The sequence below is a fragment of the Paraburkholderia sp. RL18-101-BIB-B genome, assembly GCF_046026985.1.
In the GTDB taxonomy this organism is placed as follows: domain Bacteria; phylum Pseudomonadota; class Gammaproteobacteria; order Burkholderiales; family Burkholderiaceae; genus Paraburkholderia.
On record NZ_JARESV010000006.1, the window covers coordinates 204,047 to 229,683 of the forward strand.

General features: G+C 63.5%; 24 protein-coding genes. 15 read left to right on the plus strand and 9 right to left on the minus strand.

The features are described from left to right. The 8 genes from metF to P0D73_RS12910 all read left to right on the plus strand — a co-directional run bounded on the left by metF (position 1) and on the right by P0D73_RS12910 (position 9,858). Positions 1 to 831, plus strand: a complete 831-nt coding sequence (gene metF, locus P0D73_RS12875) for a methylenetetrahydrofolate reductase [NAD(P)H] (RefSeq protein WP_132376631.1) — start codon at positions 1 to 3, stop codon at positions 829 to 831. A 261-nt stretch (positions 832 to 1,092) separates the two neighbouring features. Continuing rightward, on the plus strand, positions 1,093 to 2,736 hold the full coding sequence (locus P0D73_RS12880) for an ABC transporter substrate-binding protein (RefSeq protein WP_408431565.1): 1,644 nt from the start codon (positions 1,093 to 1,095) through the stop codon (positions 2,734 to 2,736). A 242-nt stretch (positions 2,737 to 2,978) separates the two neighbouring features. After that, positions 2,979 to 4,607, plus strand: coding sequence for an ABC transporter substrate-binding protein (locus P0D73_RS12885; RefSeq protein ID WP_116118485.1), 1,629 nt, complete (start codon positions 2,979 to 2,981; stop codon positions 4,605 to 4,607). 138 nt (positions 4,608 to 4,745) lie between these two features. Further along, complete coding sequence (locus P0D73_RS12890; protein ID WP_091798153.1) at positions 4,746 to 5,756, plus strand: ABC transporter permease subunit; 1,011 nt, start codon at positions 4,746 to 4,748, stop codon at positions 5,754 to 5,756. 6 nt (positions 5,757 to 5,762) lie between these two features. After that, positions 5,763 to 6,680 carry an ABC transporter permease subunit gene (locus tag P0D73_RS12895; protein WP_106284839.1) on the plus strand — a complete coding sequence of 306 codons (918 nt, stop codon included), beginning with the start codon at positions 5,763 to 5,765 and terminating at the stop codon, positions 6,678 to 6,680. A 1-nt stretch (position 6,681) separates the two neighbouring features. Continuing rightward, positions 6,682 to 7,686 (plus strand): ABC transporter ATP-binding protein, encoded by a 1,005-nt coding sequence (locus P0D73_RS12900; protein ID WP_132376634.1) that lies wholly within the window; start codon positions 6,682 to 6,684, stop codon positions 7,684 to 7,686. After that, positions 7,683 to 8,702 carry a peptide ABC transporter ATP-binding protein gene (locus P0D73_RS12905; RefSeq protein ID WP_132376635.1) on the plus strand — a complete coding sequence of 340 codons (1,020 nt, stop codon included), beginning with the start codon at positions 7,683 to 7,685 and terminating at the stop codon, positions 8,700 to 8,702. The genes P0D73_RS12900 and P0D73_RS12905 overlap by 4 nt, the downstream gene beginning before the upstream one ends. Beyond that, the gene (locus P0D73_RS12910) at positions 8,695 to 9,858 is read left to right on the plus strand and encodes a TraB/GumN family protein (RefSeq protein WP_408312408.1); all 1,164 of its coding nucleotides are present in this window, start codon (positions 8,695 to 8,697) and stop codon (positions 9,856 to 9,858) included. The genes P0D73_RS12905 and P0D73_RS12910 overlap by 8 nt, the downstream gene beginning before the upstream one ends. Before the next feature lie 108 nt (positions 9,859 to 9,966). On the opposite strand, the gene P0D73_RS12915 is transcribed toward P0D73_RS12910, so the two are convergent. The 6 genes from P0D73_RS12915 to pxpB all read right to left on the minus strand — a co-directional run bounded on the left by P0D73_RS12915 (position 9,967) and on the right by pxpB (position 16,526). After that, positions 9,967 to 11,802: a tetratricopeptide repeat protein gene (locus tag P0D73_RS12915; RefSeq protein ID WP_408312405.1), complete on the minus strand. Its 1,836-nt coding sequence runs from the start codon at positions 11,800 to 11,802 to the stop codon at positions 9,967 to 9,969. Positions 11,803 to 12,016: 214 nt separating this feature from the next. Beyond that, complete coding sequence (locus tag P0D73_RS12920) at positions 12,017 to 12,973, minus strand: DUF979 domain-containing protein (protein ID WP_408234765.1); 957 nt, start codon at positions 12,971 to 12,973, stop codon at positions 12,017 to 12,019. Further along, positions 12,970 to 13,719, minus strand: a complete 750-nt coding sequence (locus P0D73_RS12925; protein WP_408431567.1) for a DUF969 domain-containing protein — start codon at positions 13,717 to 13,719, stop codon at positions 12,970 to 12,972. Before P0D73_RS12925 ends, P0D73_RS12920 begins: the two co-directional genes overlap by 4 nt. A 251-nt stretch (positions 13,720 to 13,970) precedes the next feature. Next, the gene (gene pxpA, locus P0D73_RS12930) at positions 13,971 to 14,723 is read right to left on the minus strand and encodes a 5-oxoprolinase subunit PxpA (protein ID WP_132376640.1); all 753 of its coding nucleotides are present in this window, start codon (positions 14,721 to 14,723) and stop codon (positions 13,971 to 13,973) included. A 100-nt stretch (positions 14,724 to 14,823) separates the two neighbouring features. Beyond that, positions 14,824 to 15,876, minus strand: a complete 1,053-nt coding sequence (locus P0D73_RS12935; protein WP_408176458.1) for a 5-oxoprolinase subunit C family protein — start codon at positions 15,874 to 15,876, stop codon at positions 14,824 to 14,826. Beyond that, a complete protein-coding gene (pxpB, locus tag P0D73_RS12940) occupies positions 15,873 to 16,526 on the minus strand; it encodes a 5-oxoprolinase subunit PxpB (protein WP_408312398.1) in 654 nt (217 codons plus the stop codon). The genes P0D73_RS12935 and pxpB overlap by 4 nt, the downstream gene beginning before the upstream one ends. Before the next feature lie 207 nt (positions 16,527 to 16,733). Here pxpB and P0D73_RS12945 point away from each other — a divergent pair, with 207 nt between their 5' ends. Continuing rightward, the gene (locus P0D73_RS12945) at positions 16,734 to 17,246 is read left to right on the plus strand and encodes a winged helix DNA-binding protein (protein ID WP_132376643.1); all 513 of its coding nucleotides are present in this window, start codon (positions 16,734 to 16,736) and stop codon (positions 17,244 to 17,246) included. 66 nt (positions 17,247 to 17,312) lie between these two features. On the opposite strand, the gene P0D73_RS12950 is transcribed toward P0D73_RS12945, so the two are convergent. Next, the gene (locus tag P0D73_RS12950; RefSeq protein ID WP_243658237.1) at positions 17,313 to 17,855 is read right to left on the minus strand and encodes a 5-formyltetrahydrofolate cyclo-ligase; all 543 of its coding nucleotides are present in this window, start codon (positions 17,853 to 17,855) and stop codon (positions 17,313 to 17,315) included. Between the two features lie 77 nt (positions 17,856 to 17,932). Between P0D73_RS12950 and P0D73_RS12955 the strand changes: the two genes are divergently transcribed. The 4 genes from P0D73_RS12955 to P0D73_RS12970 all read left to right on the plus strand — a co-directional run bounded on the left by P0D73_RS12955 (position 17,933) and on the right by P0D73_RS12970 (position 22,844). Continuing rightward, complete coding sequence (locus P0D73_RS12955; RefSeq protein WP_408176461.1) at positions 17,933 to 19,900, plus strand: lytic transglycosylase domain-containing protein; 1,968 nt, start codon at positions 17,933 to 17,935, stop codon at positions 19,898 to 19,900. A gap of 81 nt (positions 19,901 to 19,981) precedes the next feature. Next, the gene (locus P0D73_RS12960) at positions 19,982 to 20,935 is read left to right on the plus strand and encodes a complex I NDUFA9 subunit family protein (RefSeq protein ID WP_408176462.1); all 954 of its coding nucleotides are present in this window, start codon (positions 19,982 to 19,984) and stop codon (positions 20,933 to 20,935) included. Between the two features lie 26 nt (positions 20,936 to 20,961). Then, complete coding sequence (locus P0D73_RS12965) at positions 20,962 to 21,615, plus strand: glutathione S-transferase family protein (protein ID WP_408176463.1); 654 nt, start codon at positions 20,962 to 20,964, stop codon at positions 21,613 to 21,615. Continuing rightward, positions 21,612 to 22,844: a multifunctional CCA addition/repair protein gene (locus P0D73_RS12970; protein WP_408312395.1), complete on the plus strand. Its 1,233-nt coding sequence runs from the start codon at positions 21,612 to 21,614 to the stop codon at positions 22,842 to 22,844. The genes P0D73_RS12965 and P0D73_RS12970 overlap by 4 nt, the downstream gene beginning before the upstream one ends. 67 nt (positions 22,845 to 22,911) lie before the next feature. On the opposite strand, the gene P0D73_RS12975 is transcribed toward P0D73_RS12970, so the two are convergent. Together P0D73_RS12975 and P0D73_RS12980 are read right to left on the minus strand one after the other, a co-directional pair. Beyond that, entirely contained in the window at positions 22,912 to 23,106 is a 195-nt protein-coding gene (locus tag P0D73_RS12975; protein WP_132376648.1) for a DUF2905 domain-containing protein, read from the minus strand. A 22-nt stretch (positions 23,107 to 23,128) separates the two neighbouring features. Further along, positions 23,129 to 24,319: a class I SAM-dependent methyltransferase gene (locus P0D73_RS12980; RefSeq protein WP_408431570.1), complete on the minus strand. Its 1,191-nt coding sequence runs from the start codon at positions 24,317 to 24,319 to the stop codon at positions 23,129 to 23,131. A gap of 13 nt (positions 24,320 to 24,332) precedes the next feature. Between P0D73_RS12980 and P0D73_RS12985 the strand changes: the two genes are divergently transcribed. Both P0D73_RS12985 and P0D73_RS12990 read left to right on the plus strand, forming a co-directional pair. Then, the gene (locus P0D73_RS12985) at positions 24,333 to 25,151 is read left to right on the plus strand and encodes an SDR family oxidoreductase (RefSeq protein WP_408176467.1); all 819 of its coding nucleotides are present in this window, start codon (positions 24,333 to 24,335) and stop codon (positions 25,149 to 25,151) included. A 90-nt stretch (positions 25,152 to 25,241) separates the two neighbouring features. Beyond that, positions 25,242 to 25,637, plus strand: coding sequence for a dihydroneopterin aldolase (locus P0D73_RS12990; RefSeq protein WP_012434647.1), 396 nt, complete (start codon positions 25,242 to 25,244; stop codon positions 25,635 to 25,637).

Consider the following 25,637-nt stretch of genomic DNA (forward strand, 5'->3'; position numbering starts at 1 on the left):
ATGAACCCGATCGAACTTTCATTCGAATTCTTCCCGCCTAAAACGCAGGAAGGCGTCGACAAGCTGCGCGCCACACGCGCCCAGCTCGCCACGCTCAAGCCCAAGTTCGTGTCCGTCACGTTCGGCGCCGGCGGCTCGACGCAACAGGGCACGCTCGATACCGTCGTCGATATGGCGAAGGAAGGGCTCGAAGCGGCGCCGCACGTGTCGTGCATCGGCTCGTCGAAAGAGAGCCTGCGCGCTATTCTCAACGAATACCGCGCGCATGGCATTCGCCATATCGTCGCGCTGCGCGGCGATCTGCCGTCCGGCATGGGCGAAGTCGGCGAGCTGCGCTATGCGTCGGAACTGGTGAGCTTCATTCGTGCCGAGTTCGGCGACTGGTTCTGGATCGAGGTGGCCGGCTACCCGGAATACCACCCGCAGTCGCGCTCGCCGCGTCACGATCTGGAAAACTTCGCCCGCAAGGTGAAGTCCGGCGCCAATTCGGCGATCACGCAGTACTTCTTCAACGCGGACGCGTATTTCCGTTTCGTCGACGACGCAAAAAAACTCGGCGTGGATGTGCCGATCGTGCCGGGCATCATGCCGATCACGAACTTCTCGCAACTGATGCGTTTCTCGGAGATGTGCGGCGCTGAAGTGCCACGCTGGATCGCGCGCCGCCTGGAAAGCTTCGGCGACGACCGCGAGTCGATTCGCGCGTTCGGGCTGGATGTGGTGACCGACCTGTGCGGGCGTCTGATCGACGCCAAAGTGCCGGGTCTGCACTTCTACACGCTGAACGGCGCCGCAGCGACCAAAGCGATCTGCGAACGGTTGGGCGTTTAAGCTCCTATCACGTTGTCGAGACGAAACCGCGCGGCTGACGCAGCCGTGCGGTTTTTTTTCGCGCCGCAAATGCCATGCGAGTCAGGTGAATGAAGCCGGAATGACCAATCCGACGCTGGCACAATCGTCGCAACGGCTGCTGCGGCGCAACAAACACGCCTGCCCGACCCAAGCTTGCGGCGCGTAAGCCCGCATTGAACCCGATTTTTGTGCTGTCTATGATCAAAGCGCAGCTGACGTGGCTGCTGTGCGGAGAACGTGATGACGGTATCCAAGTTGCTGTTTGCAGTTCGCCAAACCTGCCTTCCGGCGTTGAGCGTCTGTGCGGTTTTGAGCGCCGGGTTTTCGCCCGCCGTCGCCGACGCGGCCAAGCTGCCTGACAAGACCCTCGTGTTCTGCTCCGAGGGCAGTCCGGCGGGCTTCGACAGTGCGCAATACACCACCAGCGTCGAGTTCAGCGCGGGGTCGTACACGGTCTACAACCGCCTGATCGAGTTCGCGCACGGCAGCACGGATATCGAGCCGGGTCTCGCCGAGAAATGGGACGTGTCGCCGGACGGGCTGACCTATACGTTTCATTTGCGCCACGGCGTGAAGTTCCAGACCACGGCGTTCTTCAAGCCGACGCGCGAATTCAATGCGGACGACGTCGTCTTCACCTATCAGCGCATGCTCGATCCGGAGCAACCGTTCCGCAAGGCGTACTCGGTGCCGTTCCCGTATTTCACCGATCTGGGCCTCGCCAAGAACATCACGAAGGTCGAAGCGGTCGATCCGTACACGGTGCGTTTCACGCTGAAGGAAGTCGACGCACCGTTTTTACAACAGATCGCGATGCCGTTCGCCTCGATACTCTCGGCGGAATACGGCGATCAGTTATTGAAAGCGGGTAAAGCGCCGGATATCAATCAATATCCGGTCGGCACTGGCCCATTTATTTTCCGCAGCTATACGAAAGACGACACGATTCGCTTCGACGGTAATCCCGACTACTGGAAGCCGGGCGTCGTCAAAGTCGGCAAGCTGATATTCGCGATTACCGTCGATCCGGCCGTGCGTCTGCAGAAACTGAAACGCGGCGAATGCCAGGTGATGTCGTATCCGCGTCCCGCCGATATTCCGACGGTGAAAACCGATGCGTCGCTCGTCATGCCGAACGAGGTGGGTTTCAACCTCGGCTATATCGCCTACAACACCACCAAAAAGCCGCTCGACAACGTGCTGGTGCGCCGCGCGCTCGATATGTCGATCAATAAGAAAGCGATTATCGAGTCGGTGTATCAAGGCGCGGGCCAGGCGGCGACCAACCCCATGCCGCCGACCCAGTGGGGCTACGACAAGAATCTGAAGGACGCCCCGTACGACACCGAAAAAGCCAAAGCGCTGCTGAAACAGGCGGGTTATCCGGACGGCTTCGATTTGACGCTGTGGGCCATGCCGGTTCAACGGCCTTATAACCCGAATGCGCGGCTGATGGCGGAAATGCTGCAATCCGATTGGGCGAAGATCGGCGTCAAGGTGAAGATCGCCACCTTTGAATGGGGCGAATATATTCGCCGCGGCCATGCCGGCGAGCATGAAGCCATGCTGATCGGCTGGACCGGCGATTATGGCGATCCGGATAACTGGCTCGGCGTATTGCTGGGCTGCGACGCGGTCAACGGCAGTAACTTTTCCAAATGGTGCTACAAACCTTATGACGATTTGATCAGAAAGGGCCGTGGCACGACCGCTCTGCCTGAGCGCACCAAGGCTTATACGGAAGCCCAGGAAATTTTCAAGGATCAGGTTCCGTTCACGCCGATCGCCCACTCCACGGTCTATCAGCCGATCAGCAAGAACGTCACGGGCTTCAAGATCGACCCGTTCGGCCCGACGCAATTCATGAATGTGGGTCTGAAATAAGGCCCGCGGGCCGTTTTTTGCTGAGATGACCCTCTAAAGCCGCATGCTCCGGCCAGCGCCGGCGTGCGGCGGCCCTTATGCCCGAATGGTTTCCGATCGTCCACGCTGCGTGGGATCGGAGTAATCGCTAAAGCGGTAACTCCGATCGATACACCTGGAATTTCCTCCGCTTGGTGCTGTGAGCCAAGCTCAAGTAATATCGCGCTACGCCGGCGGGAGCCGGCCACGAACCTGGAGGAAACATGAAGCAAAACAATCTGTTGCGCGCCGCGCGTGTTACGACGCTCGTCGCAGCTGCAGCGGCATCGATGGTGGGCGCAAGTGTCGCGCGCGCTGAGATTCCGAACAAAACCCTGGTCTACTGCTCAGAAGGCAGCCCTGCGGGTTTCGATCCTGCCCAATACACCACGGGCACCGATTTCACGGCTAATACGTTCACGGTCTACAACCGTCTCGTCGAATTCGAACGCGGCGGCACCAAGGTCGAACCGGGCCTCGCCGAAAAGTGGGACGTGTCCGCGGACGGCAAGACGTACACGTTCCATCTGCGTCATGGCGTGAAGTTCCAGACCACGTCGTTCTTCAAGCCGACGCGCGAATTCAATGCGGACGACGTCGTGTTCACGTTCCAGCGCATGCTGGACCCGAACTCGGCCTTTCATAAGGCTTACCCGGTCCAGTTCCCGTACTTCACGGACATGGGCCTCGACAAGCTGATCACCAGTGTCGAAAAGGTCGATCCGTACACGGTCAAGTTCACGCTGAAGGAAGTCAACGCGCCGTTCATCCAGAATCTGGCAATGGAATACGCGTCGATTCTCTCGGGTGAATACGGCGACCAGTTGATGAAAGCCGGCAAGGCCGCCGACATCAACCAGTTCCCGGTCGGCACGGGCCCGTTCATCTTCCGCAGCTACACGAAGGACGCGACGATCCGCTTCGACGGCAATCCGGATTACTGGAAGCCGAACACGGTGAAGATCTCCAAGCTGATCTTCTCGATCACGCCGGACGCCGGCGTGCGCGTGCAGAAGATCAAGCGCGACGAATGCCAGGTGATGAGCTATCCGCGTCCCGCCGACATCGCGCCGCTGAAGGCTGAAGCGAACATCGCGATGCCGTCGCAACCGGGCTTCAACCTCGGCTACCTCGCGTACAACGTGACGCACAAGCCGGTCGACAAGGTCGAAGTGCGTCAGGCGCTCGACATGGCGATCAACAAGAAGGCGATCATCGACTCGGTGTACCAGGGCGCGGGCCAGGCTGCCACGAATCCGATGCCGCCGACCCAATGGTCGTACGACAAGAACCTGAAGAGCGCGTCTTACGATACCGACAAGGCCAAGGCCCTGCTGGCGAAGGCTGGCTACCCGAACGGCTTCGACATCACGCTGTGGGCGATGCCGGTGCAACGCGCGTACAACCCGAACGCCCGCCTGATGGCGGAAATGATCCAGGCCGACTGGGCCAAGATCGGCGTGAAGGCGAAGATCGTCACGTATGAGTGGGGCGAGTACATCAAGCGCGCTCACGCAGGTGAGGACGACACGATGCTGATTGGCTGGACCGGCGACAACGGCGATCCGGACAACTGGCTCGGCACGCTGCTCGGCTGCGAAGCGGTGAACGGCAACAACTTCTCGAAGTGGTGCTATAAGCCGTTCGACGACCTGATCCAGAAGGGTCGCGTCACGTCTGATCAGGGCGCGCGCACGACGGCTTACATGCAGGCGCAGCAGATTTTCGCGCAGCAACTGCCGTTCTCGCCGATCGCTCACTCCACGGTGTACCAGCCTGTCAGCAAGAAGGTGGTGGACATGCGCATCGAACCGCTCGGCTACGCGCGTTTCGATGGCGTCAGCATCAAGTAATTCGTCAAGCTAGTCGTAAAATTCGCGCAGTACGCTTTTCGCACGGTTAGAAAACTGGTCGAAATGGTCCGGCGACCGGGGTCACGAGCCCTCGTCGCCGGTTGCGTTTTTTCTTCACCAAGACCATAGGGACGAACCATGTTCCGCTTTGTTTTGCGCCGCATCGGCATGGTGATTCCGACCTTCATCGGCATCACGATCCTCGCGTTTGCGCTGATTCACCTGATACCGGGCGACCCCATCGAAGTGATGATGGGCGAGCGCGGCGTCGATCCCGCCATGCACGCCGCCGCGATGCACCGGCTCGGGCTCGACGAATCCCTGCCGATGCAGTACGTCCACTACATCGGGCGCGCGCTGCACGGCGACCTCGGCACCTCGATCATCACCAACACCAGCGTGATGGGCGAATTCCTCGCACGCTTTCCCGCTACCGTCGAACTGTCGATCTGCGCGATGCTGTTCGCGCTGATCGTCGGCTTGCCGGCGGGCGTGTTCGCGGCGTTGCGGCGCGGCACGGTGGTCGATCACGGCGTGATGGGCACGGCCCTGACCGGCTACTCGATGCCGATCTTCTGGTGGGGCTTGATCCTCATCATGGTGTTCTCCGTGAAGCTCGGCTGGACTCCGGTGTCCGGCCGCATCGCGGTCGAATACGACATTCCGCACGTGACCGGCTTCATGCTGATCGACGCGATGATGTCCACCGACGAAGGCGCGTTCAAGTCCGCGCTGAGCCATCTGATCCTGCCGGCCATCGTGCTCGGCACGATTCCGCTGGCGGTCGTCGCGCGCATGACGCGCTCGTCGATGCTCGAAGTGCTGCGTGAGGACTACATCCGTACCGCGCGCGCGAAGGGCTTGTCGCCGGGGCGCGTGATCGTCGTGCATGCATTGCGCAATGCGCTGATTCCGGTGGTGACGGTGATCGGTCTGCAGGTCGGCACGCTGCTCGCGGGCGCGGTGCTGACCGAGACGCTGTTTTCGTGGCCGGGTATCGGCAAGTGGCTGATCGACGCGATCGGCCGGCGCGACTATCCGGTGGTGCAGGGCGGTATCCTGATGATCGCCACGCTGGTGATCGTCGTGAACCTCGTCGTCGATTTGTTGTACGGCGTGCTGAATCCGCGCATCCGCCATACGAGGTGAACCGAAATGGCAGACATTCAAAATACAGTCCCCCAGTCGGTCACTCCTCCGAGTGGCCGCGCTATCGCCGCCCGGGAATTCTGGGCGAATTTCTCGCGTAACCGTGGCGCGGTCAGCGCCGGCGTCATCGTGCTCGTGCTGATCTTCATCGCGATCTTCGCGCCGTTGATCGCGCCGCACAGTCCGATCGAGCAATACCGCGACTTCGTCAAGATTCCGCCCGCATGGCTCGAGGGCGGCAACTGGAAGTTCATTCTCGGCACCGACGAAGCGGGCCGCGACATCCTCTCGCGTCTGATGTACGGCGCGCGGCTGTCGTTCTGGATCGGCTTCGTCTCGGTGGTGCTCGCGTTGATTCCGGGCGTCGTGCTCGGTCTGATCGCGGCCTTCTTCGAGAAGTGGGCCGACACGCCGATCATGCGCATCATGGACGTGCTGCTCGCGTTGCCGTCGCTGCTGCTCGCCGTCGCGGTGGTGGCGATCATCGGTCCGGGTCTCGTCAACACGATGCTGGCAATCGCGATCGTCGCGCTGCCGGGCTATGTGCGTTTGACGCGCGCATCGGCGCAAGGCGAGTTGCAGAAGGAGTACGTGACGGCCTCGCGCGTGGCGGGCGCCGGCACCCTGCGTCTGATGTTCTCGCAAGTGCTGCCGAACTGCACCGCACCGCTGATCGTGCAGGCCACGTTGGGTTTTTCGTCGGCGATTCTCGACGCCGCGGCACTCGGCTTTCTCGGCCTCGGCGTGCAACCGCCGTCGGCGGAGTGGGGCGCGATGCTGGCCTCGGCGCGCGATTACATCGACAGCGCCTGGTGGATCGTCACCATGCCGGGTCTGTCCATCCTGATCTCGGTGCTCGCGATCAATCTGCTCGGCGACGGGCTGCGCGACGCACTCGATCCCAAACTGAAAAGGATGGCCTGACATGAGTACCTTATTGACCATCCGCAATCTGGCAGTGAACTTCAACGGATTGCCCGCTGTCGACCGGATCAACCTCGATGTCGCGCCGGGCGAAGTGGTCGGCGTGGTCGGCGAATCGGGCTCGGGCAAGAGCGTGACGATGATGGCGCTGATGGGTCTGATCGACGCACCGGGCATCGTGACCGCCGACGAAATTACCTTCAACGGCAAGAACCTGCTGAAGGCGTCAGCGAAGGAACGCCGCAAGATCATCGGCAAAGACATCGCGATGGTGTTCCAGGACGCGCTCACCAGTCTGAATCCGAGCTACACCGTCGGCTATCAGATCAAGGAAGTGCTGAAGCTGCATGAAGGCTTGCGCGGTAGTGCGCTGGACAAGCGCGCGCTGGAACTGCTCGATCAGGTCGGCATTCCCGACCCGAAAGGCCGCATTGGTTCGTTTCCGCATCAGATGTCGGGCGGCATGAACCAGCGCGTGATGATCGCGATGGCGATTGCCTGCAACCCGAAGCTGCTGATCGCCGACGAGCCGACCACCGCGCTCGACGTGACGATCCAGGCGCAGATCATGGAGCTGCTGATCAAGCTGCAGAAGGAACGCGGCATGGCGCTCGTGCTGATCTCGCACGATCTGGCCGTAGTGTCCGAGGTCGCGCAACGCGTCGCGGTCATGTACGCTGGCGAAGTGATCGAGACCAACCGCGTGCCCGACATCTTCGCCGCGCCGCATCATCCGTACACGGAAGCGTTGCTGGCGGCGATTCCCGAGCACAATGTCGGCGCCGTGCGGCTCGCTGCATTGCCGGGCATGGTGCCGGGTCGCGACGACCGTCCCAAAGGATGTCTGTTCGCGCCGCGCTGCAAGTATGTGGTCGACGACTGCATGAAAGCGCGGCCCGCGCTCGCGCCGATGCAAGGTCACGCTGAAGTGGCGCGCGTGCGCTGCATCAAACCCCTGAACCTGAGCGGCGACGCCAACGTTCACACCCATGGAGGCGCACGATGAACGCAGTACTCGAAACGCGGCGCCAGTCGGACCATGCGGGCGATCACGTGTTGGTCGCGGAGCAATTGGCGCGCTACTACACGGTCAAGCGCGGCATGTTCGCGTCGGGCACGGTGAAGGCGCTCAACGGCGTCTCGTTCGCGCTCGACCGCGGCAAAACCTTGGCGGTGGTCGGCGAATCCGGCTGCGGCAAATCGACGCTCGCGCGTCAATTGACCATGATCGAAGCGCCCACCGCGGGCCGTCTGCTGATCGACGGCGAAGACGTGGCCGGCGCCGATCACGCGAAAATCGCGGCGCTGCGTCGGCGCGTGCAGATGGTGTTCCAGAACCCGTTTGCCTCGCTGAATCCACGCAAGACCGTCGAGCAGACGCTCGGCGAGCCGCTTGCGATCAATACGCAACTAAGCGTGACCGAGCGCGCCGAACGGATCGCGCAGATGATGCGCACCGTCGGCCTGCGTCCGGAACATGCGAAGCGTTATCCGCATATGTTCTCCGGTGGTCAGCGCCAGCGCGTGGCGATTGCGCGCGCGATGATTCTCGACCCGCAGATCGTGGTCGCCGACGAACCCGTGTCGGCGCTCGACGTGTCGATCCAGGCGCAGATTCTGAATCTGTTCATGGATCTGCAGGAGCAGTTCAAGACCAGCTACGTGTTCATCTCGCACAACCTCTCGGTGGTGGAGCATATCGCCGACGACGTGATGGTGATGTACTTCGGCGGCGTGGCGGAGCTCGGCGACAAGAAGCGGATTTTCTCGAACCCGCGTCATCCGTACACGCGCGCGCTGATGTCGGCCACGCCGTCGATCTTCGAGGCGGATCGCACGATCAAGATCAAGCTGCAAGGTGAAATGCCCTCGCCGCTGAATCCGCCGTCGGGTTGCACGTTTCATCAGCGCTGCCCGTACGTGATCGACCGCTGCCGCAGCGAAGAACCGAAGCTGCGTGAAGTGGATGGCCGCCAGGTGTCGTGTCACCGCGCCGAGGAGGTGGGGGACGTGGATGCCTGATGGGTTGGCGGCGCGTCGTCTTACGCGCCGCTTGCGTGATGGCGGCCTGAATGCTGCTTTCACGCGGCGCTGGAGGGCGCGTGCACTGACCGGTGCCGCGCTCTTCGGCGTTTGTTCCGTATTTCATCCCGGCGTCGGGCCGATCGGCGTCGCGCATGCCGCCGGGGCGGCCGCCAATGCACCCGCGCAGGCGGGGCGTCCGGCGCTCCCGGTGCCCAACATGCCGGCGCCGCCACGCACGAGTTTGCCGGGCCTCAATCCGCCGCCCGTTGCGCCGCCTGCCTTGCCGGGCACCACGGCGAGCGGCCCGGTGCGCGCGCAGCCGGCGCGCATGCCGTTCTATGTCGCGACACGCGGCACGACCACCATCTACGTGCTGGGCACGCTGCATGTCGGCGATCCCGCCGACTACCCCGCCAATCAGCCTTTCCGCGCGCCGATCCTCGGCGCACTCGCCGCCTCGCCGACGCTGGCGCTCGAACTGTCACCCGACGAACTGCTGGTTTCGCAAGACGACGTCTCGAAGTACGGCGTCTGCCGGCGCGACTGTCTGCCGGGATTGCTGCCCGAGCCTTTGTGGCACAAGCTGGCCCTCCGGCTGCACGGCAACCCGGCGGCGCTCGAGGCCATCAAGAAGATGCGGCCGTGGCTCGCTTCGCTGCTGGTCGAAACCTACGATTCGCTGAGTGCCGGCCTGCAGACTGAGTACGGGTCGGAAGCGCAACTGCAAAACGTCTATCTCCGCACGCGCGGCAAGATCGTCGGTCTGGAGACGTTGTCGCAGCAGATGCGCGCGTTCACGGGACTGTCGCTCGCGCAGCAGCGCGAGATGCTGGCGCAGGATCTGGTGCAGACGCCGGCGGAAAACGTCGCGGATGTGCGGACCTTGCACCGTCTGTGGCGTGTGGGCGATGCGGATGCGATCGCCGCCTGGCAGGCCGCGAAATCCGAAAAGCTGGCCCGCGACAAACGCATCTCCGATTCGATCGACAACAAGATCGTCTATGACCGCAACCGCCGCTTCGTTTCGCGGATGCTGCTGATCGCCGCGCCGAACAAGCCGGTTTTCGTGGCGATCGGCGCGTTGCATCTGGGTGGCCGCAAAGGCGTGCTGCAGATTTTGCGGCAGCACGGGTTTGTGGTGGAGGCGGGTTGAGATTCATCGCAACCCGGCACGAGATCTACGCAGCGACTCAAATGTTCTAAACCGGATCGGCCGTTCGGCCATCACCGGAAGCGGTATCTGAAGCGCCCAGTCCGACGCTCACGTGTGCCGCAAACTGCTCGCGGCGCACGCAGCCATAGCGGCCTTTAGCGTTTCGGTCACTTCCTTGACCACCGGCGCCCAATCCCCCAGCACCGCCTGCCGGAACAACCTCATCCCCGGATACCACGGCGAGTCGCGGCGCGATTCCAGCCAGCGCCAGTCCGAATTGGCGGGCAACATCAACCACACCGGCTTGCCCAATGCGCCCGCCAGATGCGCGACGCCGGTGTCCACGGCGATCACCAGGTCGAGATTCATGATCAACGCGGCCGTGTCTTCGAAACTGTTCAATTCGGCGGTGAAATCGTGGGCACGCAAAGCGGGCGGCGCGTCGGCCAGTTGCGCATGCGCCGGGCCTTTCTGCAGCGCGTACCAGGCGACGTAGTCCGACTCGCCGAGCGCGCTCAGGTCGGTTAGCGTCATCGAACGATAGCGGTCGTTGCCGAATGTAGGACTGCCGGCCCAGACGAGGCCCACCTTGCGCTTCGATTTGTCGGCCGCGCCGAGCCGTTTGCGCCATGCCTTCATCTTCGCTTTATCCGCGAACAGGTAGGGCACGTCTGCGGGAATGTCGGAGAGATCCATGCCGATGCACGACGGCACGCTCATCATCGGTACCCAGAAATCGTATTCGCCGTCGGGCTTGCCGCTGACTGCGCGATGCACGCCCGCGATCCGTTCGACCAAAGGTAGCAGCGGTTCGCGCACGCACAGGTCGACCGTCGCGCCGCGTTGGGCGAGCGCGCTTGCAAAGCGCAGGAACTGGAAGTGGTCGCCGAAACCCTGCTCGCCGACCAGCAGCAGACGACGTCCTTCGAGCGGCCCGCCATGCCATTCGGCCACGCCCGGCACCGCGATTGCGTCATAGTCGCTCTTGCGCCAGCGCAGCGCGAATTCAGCCCAGCCTTGCCGATAGTCGCCGCGCTTGAGCAACAGCCACGCGAGATTCTGATGCGCGTCCGCGTAGTGCGGATCGAGCGCGAGCGCCCGGCGATAGAAACCTTCCTCTTCGTCCAGCCGGCCTTGCGCACCGAGCGATCCGCCCAGACACACGAGGTGAGTCGGAATCGGCTTGATTGCGACTGCATGCCGGTAATGCGCTTCGGCGCCCGCGTAGTCGCCGAGCTTACCGATCAGGCTGCCCAGATTGACGTGCGCCTCCGCATAGTTAGCGCGCAGCGCCAGCGCCCGCTCGAAGCTGGCGATCGCCGCGCCCTGGTCGCCACGCGCTTTATGTGCATTGCCCGCGTTGAAGTGCGCTTCCGCCGATGTCGGATCGAGCGACAAGACCCCGCGATAGCACGCCAGGGCTTCGTCGAAACGCGCGAGTTTGCTGAGCGCCGTGCCGAGATTCAAATGCGCGTCGAGCAGCGCGGGGTTCGAGGCCAGCGCCAACCGGTACTGTTCGATCGCTTCGTCCAGGTCACCGTGCGCTTGCAGTGCGACGCCGAAGTTGTTGTGCGCGTCGGCGAAATCAGGTTGGAGTTGCAGCGCCTGGTCGTAGCAGATCATCGCTTCGTCGAGATGGCCGAGCGCGGCGGCCACGAGTCCTCGGTTGCTCCAGCAGGCGGCATCGTGACGGTCGAGTTTGAGCGCGCGGCTCATCAGGCTGGCGGCGGCGTCGTGATCACCGCGCTGGTATTGCAGCACGCCGAAGTAGTGCAGCGCTCCCGTATGGACGGGATCGAGCACGAGGGCTTCGCGATAGAGGGATTCGGCGGCGTCGAGCCGGTTGGCCTGATGCGCTTCGAGCGCGGCGTCGACCAATGAGGCGAGGTAAGCGGCGTGCGGCGGTTCGTTGCGCGCGCGATCAGACTGGGATTGATGTTCCATGGAATCTGCGGGAGAGCGTCGGCGGCGCGCGCTGCGCGTACCGGCGCGTGTGGATGGGAGAGCGTCCAGCATCGTATGGTCGCCCCCCATTTCCCGACGATCGGACGCATCCTAATTCGGTTGCATCCGTGCCGTGCAGTGAGTCCATTTCACCGACGTATCGCAGACAGATCCTGCGATACGTCGGCGTTCCTTCACATCAACGGTAAGAGTCCTACAGAAACATCAGGAAATTCAACAGCAAGATATTCACGATGAGCAAGGTCAGCGCGGTCGGTATCTGCACCTTGATCACCGCGTTCTTGTCCGGCAATTCCAGCAGCGCGGCCGGCACCATGTTGAAGTTCGCGGCCATCGGCGTCATCAGCGTGCCGCAGTAGCCGGAGAACATGCCGATCGCGACCATCACCGCCGGGTTGCCGTGAAACACGCCCACCAGAATCGGCACGCCGACACCGCCGGTCATCACCGGGAACGCGGCGAAGCCGTTGCCCATCACCATGGTGAAGAGCGCCATGCCGATGCAGTACACGGCCACCGCGATGAAGCGATAGTCGAGGCTGATGTAGGCCGTCGTCACGTGTGCGACGGCCTTGCCGACGCCCGCGTCCGAGAACACGAGGCCGAGCATGCCGAGCATCTGCGGCAGCACGGCGGCCCATGACAGCGCGTCGACCAACCGGCGCGTTTCCTTCATCGACTGGCCGACGGTGTCGCGCGTCATCACGCAGGCAATCGCGAGCGCGATCACGCAGCCGATGCCGAAGCCGATCAGTGTGACGTTGGCCTTCTCGATCAGCGGCATGCCGCCGAACACCAGATGGCTCGCCGACAGCGTGATGATCACGGTGACGACCGGAATCGTCAGCGCGGGCACGAACAGCTTGTTACGCAGACGCGCGGCGCTTGCCTTACGCGCTTCGAGCGACAGCACTTTCGGCTTGCCCGCGGTCACGCCGCCGAAGCCGGCAATCAGCGCCATCACGATCACGAGCACACCGACCACGGCGGGCGGCAGCTTGTCGCCGATCAGGAAGATCAGCGCGTAAAGAATCCAGAAACCGCCGGCGGTAAAACGGCGCGGGTGATCCTTGTCCGTGACGATCATGCCGCCGACAACCAGCAGCACCACGCCCAGCAGCCAGAACAGATAGGTAATCGTGAGCGTCATGCTTTGTCTCCTGCGGCGGAGTGCGTCGACGAACCAGCGACGTTGCTCGCCGGGGCATTGCCGCGCAGTTCGCGCTCGAGCTTGCGGTCGAGCAGATACAGACGGAAACCGTGAATGATGAACGCGCAGATGGCGGTCGGAATGCCCCACACGGCCACGTGAATCGGCTCGACGATGATCCCCGCTTCCTTCAGGAAGGTGGTCATCAGCACGATCGCGCCGAACGCGACGAAGATGTCCTCGCCGAAGAAGAGCCCCACGTTGTCGGTCGCCGCGGAGAACGCGCGCAGTTTGAAACGCACCGCGTCGCTGATCTTGCCGAAGCGGGTTTCGGTCGCGCCTTCGGCCATCGGCGCGATCAGCGGACGCACCATCTGCGGATGGCCGCCGAGTCCGGTCAAACCGACCGCCGCGGTCAGTTCGCGCACCAGCAGATAGACGATCAGGAGACGCCCGGCGGTGGCGGCCTTGATGCCGCCGATCCATGTTTGCGCGCGCTCACGCAGGCCATGCCGTTCGAGCAAACCGATCACGGCGAGCGGCAGGAGAATGATCAACGGGATATTGCGGGTCTTGATGAAACCGGTGCCGATCTCGGCAAGAATCTTTTCAGGCGGGAAGTGCGCGGCCAGGCCGGTGATAATCGCGGCGACCGCCACGATCAGCATCGGATTGAACCGTAATAAAAAGCCGACGATGATGACGGCCACGCCAATGAGCGGCCATAGACTAACTGTTGTCTGCATCTGGATCTCCAAACAGGGTTTCAACCTCGCCGCTTGTGACGGCTAACGTGGGCCGGCGCCGGGTGGTCCAGACGCCGTCTTGCTGCCGCGGCTCTTGATGGCCGCGTTTGCTTCGAACTACACCTGCACCCGCTGATCGACTGCGGGTACTGCAATGCGTCGTGTACCTGGCAAACGCCCCGCGTGGAGCGGGGCGTTGCAAGGAGCACCAGGTTTGAATCGCGCTGTCGTCCCGCGGTTCGGCCGGCGCTTCAGGCGCGGGCGGCGCCGGCCGCGTGGACTTCGATGCCCGCTTCCTGCAGCGCGCCGCGAATGCGTCGCGCGAACGCCAGCGCATGTGGACCGTCGCCATGCAGGCAGATGGTCTGCGCGTTCAGCGACACCCATTGACCGTCCACAGCCTGCACGCGTTGCTCGCGAACCATTGCGAGCGTGCGCGTCAGCACTTCGTCTTCGTCGTCGAGCAACGCGCCGGGTTCTTTGCGCGGCACCAGCGAGCCGTCCGCGCGATAGCCGCGATCGGCGAAGACTTCTTCGACGGCGACCAGACCCGCGTTGCGCGCGGCCGTCACGAGACCGCTGTTGGCGAGCGCGAACACCGCCACCGACGGATCGAAGTCGTGCACCGCCGAGACGATCGCGTCGGCGATCTTGGTGTCGCGCGCGGCCTGGTTGTACAGCGCGCCGTGCGGCTTGACGTGCGCGATGCGTCCGCCTTCGGCCTGGGCAATCGCCGACAGCGCGCCGAGTTGATACAGCACGCCCGCATAGATGTCGTTGGCCGGCAGATCCATTTCCTTGCGGCCGAAATTCTCCGGATCATTGAAGCTCGGATGCGCGCCGATCGACACGCCTTTCTGCACCGCCCAGCGCACACAATCGCGCATGGCGTTGGCGCCGCCCGCGTGCCAGCCGCACGCGATGTTCGCCGAGCTGACCAGGTCGAGCAGTGCCTCGTCGGACCCGCAACCTTCGCCGAGATCGGCGTTCAAATCGATTTCCATGGTGTTCCTCTGCTCTTCAAGAAAACGCCGGGCCGCCCCAAGTTTTCTTGGGGCCCCCTTGCGGGGCTGGCGCGAAGCGCCAGGTTGGGGGCGCTCATCGTTACAGTGTTGCGACGGCCGCTTGCCGCGCGCAGCGTTCTTCGTGCATCGCGATCGCGGCGTCGATCTGCCGCAAATACGTACGTTCTTCCAATAAGGCCTGACGCGCCTCGTAAGGCGTCGTCGGGATGAAGCGGACGGCGGCGTTCAGGCGCACCTGCGCGAGCTTCCACAGATCGGCCTGAATCACCGCGCCGATCTTCGGATAGCCACCGGTGGTTTGCGCGTCGCTCATCAGCACGATCGGCTGGCCGTTCGGCGGCACCTGAATCGTGCCGGGCAGCACCGCGTGCGAAAGCAGATCGGTTTTCCGGGTGCGCTTGAGCTCGTTGCCCGCGAGGCGGTAGCCCATGCGGTTGCTGTTCGGCGTGACGAGCCATTCATCGGACCAGAACGACTCGTGGGCTTCATCGGTGAAGCTTTCGTATTCCGGTCCGCGCAGCACGCGGATCGGCACGGCCCACGGCACGCCCGACGGATGACGGCCGCGCCGCAGCGGCTCGTGAACCAGCACGAACTTGCACCAGGCGGGCGCCTTCACGCCGAACTCCGGCGCCTCCGGCGTAAAGCCGAGATGGCCGTGCTGCGACGGCGCGCCGACCGGCAGGCGGTCGCCGTCGCGTAGCGCGCGCCCGCCGAGTCCGCCGAAATGACCGGCGAGATCGGTGCTGCGCGAGCCGAGCATCGGTAAGACGTCGACGCCGCCCGCCACGCACACGTAGCCGCGCATGCCGCGCTTGGCCGCATTGAGCACCAGTTCCTGGCCGGCCTGCACCGGCAGGCTCCACCACGAGTAGACCGGCTTGCCGTCGAGCGTCGCGCCGAATTCGGTGCCCGTAATAGCGACCCGCGTGGCGCGCAGAAAGCGCAGCACGGTCGGGCCGAAGGTGATTTCCAGACCCGCCGCGTCGGGCCGGTTGCCGACCAGCCGGTTGCCGACTTCGAGCGACAGACGATCGAGCGCGCCACCCATCGCGACGCCGAGATGCCGGTAGCCGTGACGGCCGAGATCCTGAATCGTGGTCAAGAGACCCGCGCGAATCACATCGATCATGCGTGTATCCCCGCGATGGTGAAGCGCACCCGGTCGCCCGGCTGCAGCAGCGTGGGCGGGCGGCGCGCCGGGTCGAACAGCGGCAGCTCGGTGCGGCCGATCAACTGCCAGCCGCCGGGCGAAGTGGCCGGATAAATGCCGGTCTGTTCGCCGCCGATGCCGACGGACCCCGCCGGCACTTCCAGCCGCGGCGATGAACGGCGCGGCGTGTGCAGCGCGGCTTCGAGCCCGCCCATATAGGCGAAGCCCGGCTGGAAGCCGAGAAAGAACACGACATACTCGCCCTGCGAATGACGTTCGACGACCTCGCGCACGCTCAAGCCCGTGTGATTGGCGACCGCTTGCAGATCGGGGCCGAACTCGCCGCCGTACTGCACCGGAATCTCGACTTCACGGCCGGGCGCGGGCGCATCGCTCACCGCATTCCAAGCCGTCTGCAGGTGGCTCACCAGCGCGTCGCGGTCGGCCTCGAGCGGATCGAAGACGAGCGTGAGGTTGTTCATGCCCGGCACCACCTCCAGCACGTGCGGCCAGTCGCGCGCGGCCTCGGCGGCCGCCCACACGCGCTGCTGGCATTCCAGCGTGGCCGGCGGCGGCGCTTCGCAGACTAGCGCGCTATCGCCGAGCGGAAAAATTCTTGGTTGGCTCATGGATTAACAGCCCAGGTCGAGTCGATGGATTCGGGCACAGCACACCCTTTGAACGGTTAACGGCATCGGGCGGGCGACGGTTGAAGCGTACATTATCAATAAAATATCAACAATTTCTCAATAAGCGTTTGTGCCAGGCTCCCTGGGATCGAACGCGCGTCGTACACTCCCGACACCTTCCCAACCTGTCTGTCGAGAATCGTCACCATGTCGCGCCATCCCACCAAGATCGTCTCCTCGGAACATCTCGTGTCCGAGACCAGCGCGGAACTGTCCGAACTCGAGTACGCGCTCATCATGGCGGGCAATGCATTCAACCGATGGATGGTGCGCTGCATGTCGGCGGCAGGCGAAAAGGACATGACCGCCATCGAAGTCTCGCTGCTGCATCACGTCAGCCATCGCGAGCGACGCAAGAAGCTGGCGGACATCTGCTTCGTGTTGAACATCGAAGACACGCACGTCGCCACCTACGCGTTGAAGAAGCTCGTAGCTAGAGGGTATGTAAAAAGCGAAAAGACCGGCAAGGAAGTGTTCTTCTCGGCGACCGATTCGGGCCGCGAACTCTGTCTGAAATATCGCGAGGTGCGCGAGAGCTGTCTGATTTCGACGCTGAAGGAAAGCGGCCTGACCAACGAGCAGATCGGCGAAGCGGCACAGTTGATGCGCAACGCGTCAGGTCTTTACGACACGGCTGCGCGGGCGGCAGCGTCTTTATAACGCAGGACTGTTTGTTTTGCGGCGGCGCGGCGCGCCGAGGCTAAAAGCGCGGCGCGCGCCAAACGCTCAATCCGCCGGGCGCGGGTAGAGCGCCGCCTCGGTGACGATCAGGTCGAGCGGAATGTCGTGGGCTTCGCGTATCAATGCCGGTGCGCGGCACGCTTCATAGGCGATGCCGACGGTGATCGGCTTGGCCGCACTCGGCCACGCAGCCAGCGTGCGATCGTAATAGCCGCCGCCGTAACCGAGCCGGTAGCCGTGAGCGTCGAAACCCACGCACGGCACGAACAGCAGTTGGGGAATCACAACGCGCCCGGATGTCGGCTCGGCGATCTCATGATGGCCGATCTTCATCGGCATTGCGGGCGTCCATGCATGAAATTCGAGGGGCACGCCGCGCTCCTTGACCACCGGCAGACTCGCCTCGCGTTGCGCGCTTGCCGCTAGCCAGACCGAGATGGCGGCGCGCGCGTCGAATTCACCGGCGAGCGGCCAGTAGAATCCCACGCTATTCACACCGTACTGCTTTAACGCATCCAGCAGGTGCCGTGCGAGCGCGGTATTGTGCGCGGGCTCAGAAGCGGCTTGTAGCCTTGCTTCCAATAGCATTTTACGCAGCGCCTTTTTCGATTCCGCTGCAGGGTTGCATGCTATGCTTGGGTTCAATTCGCGCTCCAGAAACAACGATGTCAAAACGCCTTTACCGAGTATATCGCGCGGCCGGTCTGGCGCTTGCCGCTGCGGCACTCGTCGCGTGCAGCACGGCCTCCGCCGTCAAGCCCCTCCCCCTTTCGCAACTCACGAACGACGACCAGATCTTCGTCCAATTGCGCGAGGCCGCCCGCAATAACGACGCGGCGCGCGCAGCGCAGCTGGCCAGCATGATCCCGAGCTATCCGGCGCCTTCGTATCTGGAGTACTTCCAGATCAAGCCGCAGTTGTTCGATTCGAGCGGCCACGCGCGGATCGACGCGCCGGACGCGCCGGTGCTGTCGTTTCTGCAAAAGTACGACGGCCAGGCGATCGCCGACCGCATGCGCAACGACTACCTCACGGTGCTCGGCGCGCGTCACGACTGGCGCAACTTCGATCAGCAATACGCCCGTTTCGTGCTGAACGACGACACGCAGGTGAAGTGCTACGCGCTCGAATCGCGCGCCTCGCGCGGCGAAAACGTCGCGGATGCGGCGCGCGCGCTGCTCGTCGATCCGAAGTGGTACGGTGACGGCTGCGTCGATCTGATCAACTCGCTGGCTATCAACCAGCAGTTCAATTCGGCCGACGTATGGCAACAGATCCGCCTCGCCTACGAACAGAACTACACCAACACGGGCGCGAAGCTCGTCGATGCGCTCAGCAACGAGCCGCCCGATCCGGTGCTGTTCAATCAGGCCACCACTACGCCGCCGCTGCTGCTGGCGCGCGGCGTCGGTCCGGATACGCAGTCGCATCAACTGGCGTTGCTGGCCATCACGCGCATGGCGCGCAACGATCCGGCCATGGCCGCGGCCACGTTTGCCTCGGTGGCGCCGTCGCTGAGCTCGCCCGAGCGCGCCATCGGCTGGGGCACGATTGCCTATCAGGCCGCCGCCAAGCAGATGCCGAGCGCGGTGGACTGGTATCGCCTGTCGGTGAATGCGCCGCTGTCGAACCCCGCGTATGAATGGCGCACCCGCACCGCCTTGCTCGCGGGCGACTGGACGATGGTGCGCTGGTCGATCGAACAGATGCCCGCTGCGCTGCGCAATCAGCCGTCGTGGGTGTATTGGCATGCCCGTGCGCTCAAGCAGGCCGGCGACACGACCACGGCCAATCAGGAATTCGAGTCGATTTCGCAGGGCTTCAACTTCTACGGCCAGTTAGCCGCGGAAGAACTGGGCCAGAAGATCACGGTTCCGCCGAAAACCACGGTGAGCGACGCCGAGGTGCAACAGGCCGGCAACACGCCCGGCTTCGATCTGGCGCAGCGCTTCTACGCGCTGAATCTGCGGCTCGAAGGCAATCGCGAATGGAACTGGCCGCTGCGTACCATGAGCGACCGCCAACTGATCGCGGCCGCCGAATACGCGCGCCGTATCGAGCTGTATGACCGCACCGTCAACACGGCGGATCGCACGAAGAGCGAGCATGATTTCTCGCTGCGTTATCTGTCGCCGTTCAAGGATATCGTCGAGCGCGATTCGCAGTCGAATGGACTGGACGTGGAGTGGGCCTATGGCCTGATTCGCCAGGAGTCGCGCTTCATCATGAACGCGCGCTCGGAAGTTGGCGCGAGCGGTTTGATGCAGTTGATGCCGGGCACCGCCCAACTGGTCGCGAAGAAGATCGGCCTGGGGCCGATCTCGCGCGAGCAGATGAACGACATCAACACCAACATCCTGCTCGGCACGAACTATCTGTCGATGATCTACAATCAGTTCGATGGGTCGGCCGTACTCGCCACCGCGGGCTATAACGCGGGCCCGGGCCGTCCGCGCAACTGGCGGCAGTCCTTGCAGCATCCGGTGGAAGGCGCGATCTTCGCCGAGGCGATTCCGTTCCAGGAAACGCGCGACTACGTTAAGAATGTGTTGTCCAACACGGTCTACTACGCGGCATTGTTCGAAGGCCGTCCGCAATCGCTGAAGGCGCGGCTGGGTTATATCGCGCCGTAAGCGCCGTGCCGCCGCCACCTCGTTCCGAGGCGGCGGAGCGCCACGCCAGCCGTTGCCGCGGCTTCCACCAGGGAGTCGAAAATGCGACATAAAGCCATTGCGATCATCGGCGGCTCCGGTTTTATCGGCAGCCATCTCGTCAACGCCCTCGTCGAAATGGGCAAGGACGTGCGCATCGCCACCCGGCGGCGCTACAACGCCCGTCATCTCACCCTGTTGCCCATCGACGTGATCGAAGCGGACGTGTTCGATCCGGTCCAGCTCGCGCGCTTCGTCGAAGGCGCCGATTGCGTGATCAACCTCGTGGCCACGCTGCACGGCAAACGCGGCACGCCGTATGGCCCGGAGTTCGCGCGGATGCATGTGGAATTGCCGACTAAAGTCGTCGCCGCGTGCGAAGGCAAGGGCGTGCACCGGCTGCTTCATATCAGCGCGCTCGGCGCCGACTCGAACGGCCCGAGCATGTACACGCGCTCGAAGGGCGACGGCGAGAAGGCCGTGCATGCGGCGAATCTGGCGTGGACGATTTTCCGGCCCTCCGTGGTGTTCGGCCCGGAAGATCAATTCCTCAACAAATTCGCCTTCCTGCAACGGATGTTTCCGGTGATTCCGCTCGCCATGCCGGATGCGAAATTCCAGCCGGTGTACGTCGGCGACGTCGCGAAGGCGATCGTCAACGTGCTCGACCTCGATGCCGCCGGCGGCCGCACCTATGAACTGGGCGGCCCGACTGTTTACTCGCTCGAAGATCTCGTCAAGTATTGCGGCGATGTGATCGGCAAGCATGCACGCATCATCCGCTTGCCGGAAGCGTTCGCGCGGCTGCAGGCGCTGACCTTCGAAATGGCACCCGGCGAACCGGTGATCTCGCGCGACAATCTCGATTCGATGAAAGTCGACAACGTGTTGAGCGGACCGCTTGCGCCTGAACTCGGCATCGAGCCGGCCAGTATCGAAACGATCGCGCCGATTTATCTGACCGGCACGTCCACGCGTTCGCGCTTCGACACGTTCCGCGCCAGCGCGGGACGTTAAATTTTCTCTCATTCCTTATACAAAGCATGAAGCTGCTTATTGGTGACAAGAATTACTCATCATGGTCGATGCGGCCGTGGCTGCTATTCAAACACTTCGGCATTCCGTTCGAAGAAGTGCTGATCCACCTGAATCAGCCGGACACCAATGCGAGAGTGCTGGCACTTGCGCCGTCGGGTCCGGGCAAGATCCCATGTCTGGTCAACGACGACGGTTCGGCCACGTGGGATTCGCTGGCGATCGCCGAAACGCTGGCTGAGCGATTTCCTCAACATGCGCTCTGGCCGCGCAACGCGGCCGCGCGCAGCCGCGCGCGCAGCGTGAGCGCGGAAATGCATTCGGGCTTCGGCGAACTGCGTTCGAACATGTGGATGAACATTCGCGCGTCGTTCCCGGGCAAGAACGCGACACCGGGCGCGTTGGCTGATATCGCGCGTATCGAGGCAATCTGGCGCGACTGTCTCGACACCTACGGCGGCCCGTTTTTATTCGGCGAGTTCAGCATTGCCGACGCGATGTACGCGCCGGTCGTGATGCGCTTTAACACGTGGCAGCCGGCGCTGTCGGAAGTATCCCAAGCTTATGTACGGCGCGTAACGGAACTGCCGGCGGTGAAAGCGTGGATCGACGACTCGCTGAGCGAAACGCACACGGTTCCGTACCAAGACGACTGCCCATGAACATCTACGCAGTAGGCGGCGCGATCCGCGACGAGTTGCTGGGCGTCCCGGTGCAGGACCGTGATTACGTGGTGGTCGGCGCGACGCCGGAGCAGATGGTGGCGCAAGGCTACCGTCCGGTGGGCAAAGATTTTCCGGTGTTCCTGCATCCGCAGACGCACGAGGAATACGCGCTCGCGCGCACGGAGCGCAAGACGGCGGCCGGCTATCACGGCTTCCAGTTCTTCTATGCGCCGGACGTCACGCTCGAAGAAGACCTGGCGCGCCGCGATCTGACCATTAACGCCATGGCGCGCGAGGTGCGTCCGGACGGCGAGTTGACCGGCCCGGTGATCGACCCGTTCAACGGCCAGGGTGATTTGCAGGCGCGTCTGTTTCGCCACGTCAGCGATGCGTTTCTCGAAGACCCCGTGCGGATTTTGCGGATCGCGCGGTTTGCGGCGCGCTTTGTCGATTTCACGGTCGCGCCGGAGACATTGACGCTCATGCGCAAGATGGTGGCCGACGGCGAAGTGGACGCGCTAGTGGCCGAACGCGTGTGGCAGGAAGTGTCGCGCGGCTTGATGGAGAAGAAGCCGTCGCGCATGTTCGAGGTGCTGCGGGACTGCGGCGCGTTGGCGCGGATTCTGCCGGAAATCGACGCGCTGTTCGGCGTGCCGCAACGCGCCGACTATCACCCGGAAGTGGACACGGGCGTGCACGTGATGATGGTGGTCGATCATGCCGCGCAGCAGGGCTATGCGTTGCCGGTTCGGTTCGCCGCGCTGGCCCATGATCTCGGCAAGGCGACTACCCCCGAAGACGTGCTGCCGCGGCATATCGGCCACGAGGGCCGCAGCGTGGATCTGCTGAAGCCGCTATGCGAGCGGCTGCGGGTGCCGAACGATTGCCGCGATCTTGCGGTGCTGGTTGCGCGTGAGCACGGCAATATTCATCGTGTGATGGAGATGGGGGCCGCGGCGCTGGTGAGGCTGCTTGAACGCAGCGATGCGATCCGCAAACCCGCGCGTTTCGCCGAAGCCTTGCAGGCGTGCGAGGCGGATGCTCGCGGGCGGCTTGGGTTTGAGATGCGGGATTATCCGCAGGCTGAGCGGTTGAGGGTGGCGCTGGTCGCTGCGCGTGGCGTCGATGCCGGTGCTGTCGCTAAGCGGCTTGTCGATGCGCCCGCTGGGATCAAGGATGCCGTGCATCAGGAGCGGGTCAGGGCTGTGGAAGCGGCGATCGGCTAAGTCCGTTTTTTGACGTCTTGGGCGGCGGCTTCGAGCCTGCTTCTTTGCCGCTGCCGTCAATGGCAAACTAGAGCAATCTGGCCAGAAGCGAAAGCACCATCGACAACACCAACGTTGACATAAACGGAAACGGGTACTCCCGCCCAAAGATCCGCAAAGTCACATCGCCCGGCAGGCGCCCAATGCCGATCTTCCTAAGCCACGGCCAGCAAGACGACAACACCGCCACCGCGATAAACGTAGTCAACAGCCAGCGGATCATGGCCAATTCCTGAAGCAAAACTTCATAGCGTATGCGACCGGTCGCCACTGGAAAACGCTTGCAGCGTGTCATCCAGTCCGCGCGAAAACGCGATCACCTTGAATAGCTCGCCCATCTCCGCCTCCGACAACAACTTCTGCACCGCATTCGCCGCAGGCAGATATCTCGCCGTGTCCGTAGGATCGATTCGAGATAACGCCTCGGTAATCCCGGCATTCAGCAGAAACCGCGCTTGCGACGTAAAGCCCAGCAAGTCCGCGCCCGTCTCGACGCCGGCTTCGGCGATGCCAGTGAATTCCACGTGCGCCGTGATGTCCTGCAAGCCCGGATAGAGGAAAGGATCGCCGTGCGCCCGGTGCCGGTAGTGGCACATCAACGTGCCTTGCGCACGCTGCGTATGGTAGTACTCGTGGCGCGGAAAGCCATAGTCGATGAAGAAAGCCGCGCCGCGTGCGAGCATCGTGCAGATCGTGCGTGTGAATGCGCTCGCGGCTTCGTGCGTTTCGGTCACGTAGTCTTCGCCGGTGGTTTCGATTTCCGACAGCAGCGCGAGGTCCGCAGCGGCGGACACAGGCCGATCGTCGAAGGCGAACGCCTCGTCGCGCCATACCACGCCGCGCTCGAGCCACGCGCCGCCGGTGAAGGCGAACAAGCGCACCGGCATCGCGTCCAGCACCTCGTTGCCGATTACCACGCCTTCAAAGCGCTCCGGCAAAGCATCCAGCCAGCGCACTTTGGCCGCGAGCGCGGGCGCAGCGGCCTCGATCGTCTCGCGTTGGCGCTCGCGGAGCTCGCCCGACAGATCCACGATCGAATAGCTGTCGAATTCCGCATCCAAAGCGTCGAGCGCGTTGAGCAAGCCGGCGGCGAGTTTGCCCGTGCCGGCGCCGAATTCCATCACGTCGCGCGTGCCGCTCGCCTGCAAGGCTTCCGCAACCGGGCGGGCCAGCGTCGCGGCAAACAGCGGCGACAGTTCCGGAGCGGTGACGAAGTCGCTGCCGTCGTCGCCGCGCAGCCCGAATTTGCGGGCGCCGCCGCTGTAATAGCCGAGCCCCGGCGCATACAGCGCACGTTCCATGTAGCGGTCGAACGGCAGCCAGCCGCCGGCGGCGTCGAGCTCTGTTCGGATCTGCGCGACCAGCGCTTCGGACTGCGCAAGCGCGCTCGGGCCGGGAGCAGGTAAACTATCGGGTTGGTGAGCTTTCGGATTCATCCCCGCATTGTAAATGACCGCCTCTCTGGACACCGCCGCCCCCCGCGCGCCCGAAACGCCGCGCGTCGTGCTGATTACCGGCGCCGCCCGCCGTATCGGGCGGGCGCTCGCGCTCGGCTTTGCCGCGCGTGGCTGGGACGTGGCCGTCCACTACGGCGCCTCGCGGGAAGAGGCCGACGAACTGGTCGCTGAAATCACCGCCTTGGGCCGCCGGGCAGTCGCTTTGCAGGCAGAACTGGGCGACGAGGCCCAGGTCGAGCGGCTTTTGCCGGCTTGTATCGACGCCTTGGGCCGGCCGTCGTGTATCGTCAACAATGCGTCGCGCTTCGAAGAGGACACGGCGCAGACCGTCGGTTACGACTTGCTGCTGAAACTGACCGCGATGAACGTCGGCGCGCCGCTGGTGCTGGCGCGCAGGCTGTTCGAGGCCACGCCGGAAGCCGCGCGCACGGATGAAAGCCTGCGCAGCGTCGTCATCAACGTGCTGGATCAGAAGCTGTACAACATGAACCCGGACTATCTGTCGTACACGCTGACCAAGGCGGCGTTGCAGACAGCCACGGTCGCGCTGGCGCAGGCATTGGCGCCGAAAGTGCGCGTGGTCGGGCTCGCACCCGGTCTGACGATGCAGTCCGGCGATCAAACGACGGACGGTTTCGCGGCCGCTCACCGTACTACGCCCTTGGGCCGCGCGTCGCGGGCCGAGGATATTGTCGCCGCCGCGCTGTATCTCGCGGATGCAGCGGGCGTCACCGGAACGACGCTGGTGGTCGACGGCGGGCAGCACCTCGTGCCGCTGCCGCGCGACGTTATGTTTTTGACGGGCGCCTGAAGCGCGCGCGGCCAGCCGTCGTAGCGGCGGCCGCCGCGCTGTGAGGCGCCCCTTTGCGTGCTCCGCACGCTTTTTTCGACTGGAACGAACATGTTTGCCGCTCTTTCGCATCCCCGGCTCGCCGATTGCCGCCGGCTTTTTCTGCGCAATTACGAAGTGCACATCAACATCGGCGTGCACGACTTCGAAAAGCGCGGCGAACAGCGCGTCGTGATCAACGTCGAACTGTTCGTGCCGCTCGCGCTGTCCACGCCGGTTCAGGACAAGCTGAACGAAGTCGTCGACTATGACTTCATGCGCTCGACCATTTCGCGACGCGTCGAGCAAGGCCACATCCATTTGCAGGAAACGCTCTGCGACGACCTCGTCAAGACCATGCTCGAGCATCCGCAAGTGCGAGCCGCGCGTGTGTCGACGGAAAAGCCGGACGTTTATCCTGACTGCGACGCGGTGGGCGTCGAAGTCTTCCGCATCAAAGAGGATTGA